The organism is uncultured Corynebacterium sp. (genome assembly GCF_937999985.1).
Taxonomy (GTDB): Bacteria; Actinomycetota; Actinomycetes; order Mycobacteriales; family Mycobacteriaceae; genus Corynebacterium.
On sequence record NZ_CALLDG010000217.1, the window covers coordinates 1 to 4,159 of the forward strand.

The 4,159-nt window shown below is 65.3% G+C and carries 4 protein-coding genes; all 4 read left to right on the forward strand.

Annotated features, from left to right (window positions below):
• Window positions 1–61: 61 nt before the first annotated feature.
• From thiC to thiS, 4 genes are read left to right on the forward strand one after another with little or no spacing between them, the layout of a single operon-like run.
• Window positions 62–1,978, forward strand: coding sequence for a phosphomethylpyrimidine synthase ThiC (thiC, locus tag Q0331_RS10735; protein WP_298076350.1), 1,917 nt, complete (start codon window positions 62–64; stop codon window positions 1,976–1,978).
• Window positions 1,968–2,612 (forward strand): thiamine phosphate synthase, encoded by a 645-nt coding sequence (locus tag Q0331_RS10740; protein WP_298076351.1) that lies wholly within the window; start codon window positions 1,968–1,970, stop codon window positions 2,610–2,612. The genes thiC and Q0331_RS10740 overlap by 11 nt, the downstream gene beginning before the upstream one ends.
• Before the next feature lie 41 nt (window positions 2,613–2,653).
• Window positions 2,654–3,826: a glycine oxidase ThiO gene (gene thiO / locus Q0331_RS10745; RefSeq protein ID WP_298076352.1), complete on the forward strand. Its 1,173-nt coding sequence runs from the start codon at window positions 2,654–2,656 to the stop codon at window positions 3,824–3,826.
• Between the two features lie 19 nt (window positions 3,827–3,845).
• Complete coding sequence (gene thiS, locus Q0331_RS10750) at window positions 3,846–4,064, forward strand: sulfur carrier protein ThiS (RefSeq protein WP_298076353.1); 219 nt, start codon at window positions 3,846–3,848, stop codon at window positions 4,062–4,064.
• Window positions 4,065–4,159: the final 95 nt, after the last annotated feature.

Sequence of the window (4,159 nt, forward strand, 5' to 3'; positions counted from 1 at the left end):
CGCGAGTACCGCTAGAACCTGTCTGGTTAGAACCAGCGAAGGAAGAGTCAGGAGAGTCTTTATGACGGATACGTCTACCCAAAACACCGCCACCCCCACCGACGAGTACGCGGCGGAGATCCATCCGAAGCACAGCTTCTCCCCCATCGAGAAGACCGTGGAGTCCTTCGGCAAGACCTTCACACTGCAGGTGCCGGAAACGGAGATCCAGCTGGACGACTCCCCGACCGGCCCGAACGAGCCGGTGCGCATCTACCGCACCCGTGGCCCATGGGCCGAGCCGACCAAGGGGCTGGAGGGACTGCGCAGCGAGTGGATCGAAGGCCGCGGCGACGTGGAGGCTTACGAAGGCCGCCGCCGTAACCTGCTGGACGACGGCAACCGCGCGGTCAAGCGCGGCGAGGCCAGTGAGGAGTGGAAGGGTTCCACCCGCCCGACTCTGCGCGCCAAGGAAGGCAAGCGCGTCACCCAGATGCACTACGCCCGCCAGGGCATCATCACCCCGGAGATGGAGTACGTAGCACTGCGCGAGCACTGCGACGTGGAGAAGGTTCGCGAACAGGTAGCCTCCGGCAAGGCCATCATCCCGAACAACATCAACCACCCGGAGTCCGAGCCGATGATCATCGGCAACGCCTTCACCACCAAGATCAACGCCAACATCGGTAACTCCGCCGTCACTTCCTCCATCCGCGAGGAGGTGGACAAGCTACGCTGGGCTACCCGCTGGGGCGCGGACACCGTGATGGATCTGTCCACCGGTAACGACATTCACACCACCCGCGAGTGGATCCTCCGCAACTCCCCGGTGCCGATCGGTACTGTGCCGATCTACCAGGCTCTGGAGAAGGTCGATGGCGTGGCCGAGGATCTGACCTGGGAGATCTTCCGCGATACTGTCATCGAGCAGTGCGAGCAGGGTGTGGACTACATGACCATCCACGCCGGCGTGCGCCTGCCTTTCGTGCCGCTGACCACCAAGCGCGTCACCGGCATCGTCTCTCGCGGTGGCTCCATCATGGCCGGCTGGTGCCTGGCGCACCACAAGGAATCCTTCCTCTACGAGAACTTCGACGAGCTGTGCGAGATATTCGCCAAGTACGACGTCGCATTCTCCCTGGGCGATGGCCTGCGCCCCGGCTCCATCGCGGACGCCAACGACGCAGCCCAGTTCGCAGAGCTGAAGACCATCGGCGAGCTGACCCACCGTGCGTGGGAGTACGACGTGCAGGTCATGGTGGAAGGCCCCGGCCACGTGCCGCTGAACATGGTGCAGGTCAACAACGAAAAGGAGCAGGAATGGTGCGGCGGCGCGCCGTTCTACACGCTGGGGCCGCTGGTCACGGACATCGCTCCGGGCTACGACCACATCACATCCGCCATCGGTGCGGCGAACATCGCCATGGGCGGCACCGCAATGCTGTGCTACGTCACCCCGAAGGAGCACCTGGGCCTGCCGAACAAGGACGACGTGAAGACCGGCGTGATCACCTACAAGGTCTCCGCCCACGCCGCCGATGTTGCCAAGGGGCACCCGGGCGCCCACGAGTGGGACGACGCCATGAGTAAGGCCCGCTTCGAGTTCCGCTGGCACGACCAGTTCGCCCTTTCCCTGGACCCGGACACCGCGCAGGCGTACCACGATGAAACGCTGCCTGCGGAGCCCGCGAAGACCGCGCACTTCTGCTCCATGTGCGGCCCGAAGTTCTGCTCCATGCGCATCAGCCAGGACATCCGCGATGCCTTCGGCGACGAGATCGACGAGGCGCTGGCCACCGACCAGAAGCAGTCGCTGGTCAAGGACCTAGGCCTGCCGGGCTTCGGCCGACAGAGCGTAGACGGCGTAAACGCTGCGGGCGAGGAAGAGATGGCCGAAGAATTCCGCCGCGCGGGCTCCCAGCTGTATCTGAACCGCGACGAGGCGAAGGAAGTCGCCGAGGATCTGCAGAAGGAGGCGGCAGCGCACGGTGGGCGCTAACTTGGATCTACGCTGCTACCTGGTAACAGGGACCCCGCACGAGAAGGTCGTGGACGTGGCCGATGCTGCGGCCGCCGGTGGCGCGGGCGTGGTGCAGGTGCGTAGCAAACCGATCAGCGTGCGCGACCTCACGGCACTGGCCATTGAAGTCGCCGCCTCGGTGCAGAAGGCCAACCCGGCTACCCGGGTGTTGATTGACGACCGCGTGGACGTGGCCGCCGCCCTGATGCCGGAGCACAACATCCACGGCGTGCACATCGGCCAGGACGATCTGGACCCGCGCCTGGCGCGCCAGGTGTTGGGTAAGGATGCCATCATCGGGTTAACCACCGGCACCCTGCCCCTGGTGCAGCAGTCCAACGAGTATGCGGACGTGATCGACTACATCGGCGCCGGGCCGTTCCGCCCCACCCCCACCAAGGATTCGGGCCGCGAGCCGCTGGGCTTGGAGGGGTATCCCGCACTAGTAGAGGCCTCGCAGGTTCCGGTGGTTGCCATCGGCGACGTGCGCGCGGAGGATGCCGCAGACCTCGCTGCCACGGGTGTGGCGGGGGTTGCGATCGTTCGAGGATTCATGAACTCGCCCGACCCGCGCGCCACGGCACGGCAGGTGCTCACTGGTTTTTCTTCGTGACGCCCACCGCTTGCAACCCGCCCAAAAGGAAGTGAATAGAAGTGACTAATTCCAGTCCCGCAGGCTACCAGCACTATGACCACATTGTGGTGGGCGCGGGGATCGTGGGCTTATCCACCGCCTTCAAGTTGGTGGATCTCGGTGCGGATCCGGCCGCCGTGGCGGTGATCGACCCCGCGCCAGTAAGCGGGGCCTCCTTCGTCGCGGGCGGCATGTTGGCCCCGGTCGCGGAGGTGCAGTATAAGCAGGAGCCTTTGTACCCGCTGATGGTGGCGTCCAAAAACTTGTACGACGACCTGCTGCAACGGCTGGGCGAAAAGACCTCCCTAAGCACCGGCCACAGAACAGAATCGACCTTCGTGGTGGGGGCGGATCGGGCGGACGCGCGGCACCTCACCGAGCTGACCGAGCACCAGCATGGCCACGGTATGGAGGTGCAGCGGTTGCCGCTGCGCCAAGCGCGCAAGGCCGAGTGGGGCCTCAGCCCGCAGCTATCCGGCGTGGTCGAGATCCCCGGCGACCACCAAGTGAACCCGCGTATGTACTGCGCGGCGCTGCTGGATGCGCTGCGGAACATGGGGGTGGCGATCATCGGCGAGCGGGTGAGCCACATCGAGGACGGAGCGGTGACGACCGACGCTGCGACGCACACGGGCGACATGGTGTACCTGTGCAACGGGCTTGGCGCCGGGCAGGTGCGCGGCTGGTACGAGGGCGAAAAGTCGCCGTTGAAGCTGCGCCCGGTGCGCGGCGACATGCTGCGTCTGCGGGTACCGGAGGGGATGGAGGCGCCCGTGGGGCGCGTGATCCGGGCGTTTGTGGAGGATCGGCCTGTGTACATCATCCCGCGTACCGACGGCACGATCGCCGTGGGCGCGACCAGCCGCGAGGACTCGCGGCGCGGCCCCGCCGTGGACGGGGTGTACACGCTACTGCGCGACGCAATCCGGATTGTGCCGGGCATCCAGGAGTGCGAGTTTATCGAGGCGATCACCGGCGAGCGCCCCGGCACGCCAGATGACCTTCCCTACCTGGGAAAAGTCAGCGAGAAGCTGGTAGTTTCCACGGGCTACTTCCGACACGGAATTTTGCTGTCCGCGCTGGGGGCTACAGTGGGGGCAGCGCTGGGAATGGGCAAGCTGGTGTCCGCGTTGGAAGCGGAGATAGACCCAGAGATAGACCTAGCCAGCTGCGCGCCGCTGCGGCATGCCTAAGAAGATCTAAGGAGTATTGATGAACTACACGGTGAATGACGAGCCACGGTCGGCCGACAAGGCACCAAGCGTGGCGGAGGTCGTGGCTGCGGAGACGGGGCACGAAGCTTCCGAGAACGAGGGCGCGAAGGGAGTCGCAGTAGCGGTGAACCAATCCGTGGTTCCGGCAAGCGACTGGGGGCGCACACTGGAAGACGGCGACGTGGTGGACATCCTGATCGCCGTCCAGGGCGGCTAGAGGCGGCTAGGGAACAGCCATGCTGAAGATTGCAGACAAGGAATTCGATTCCCACCTGGTCATGGGCACCGGTGGGGCCAGCAGCCAGTCGCTGC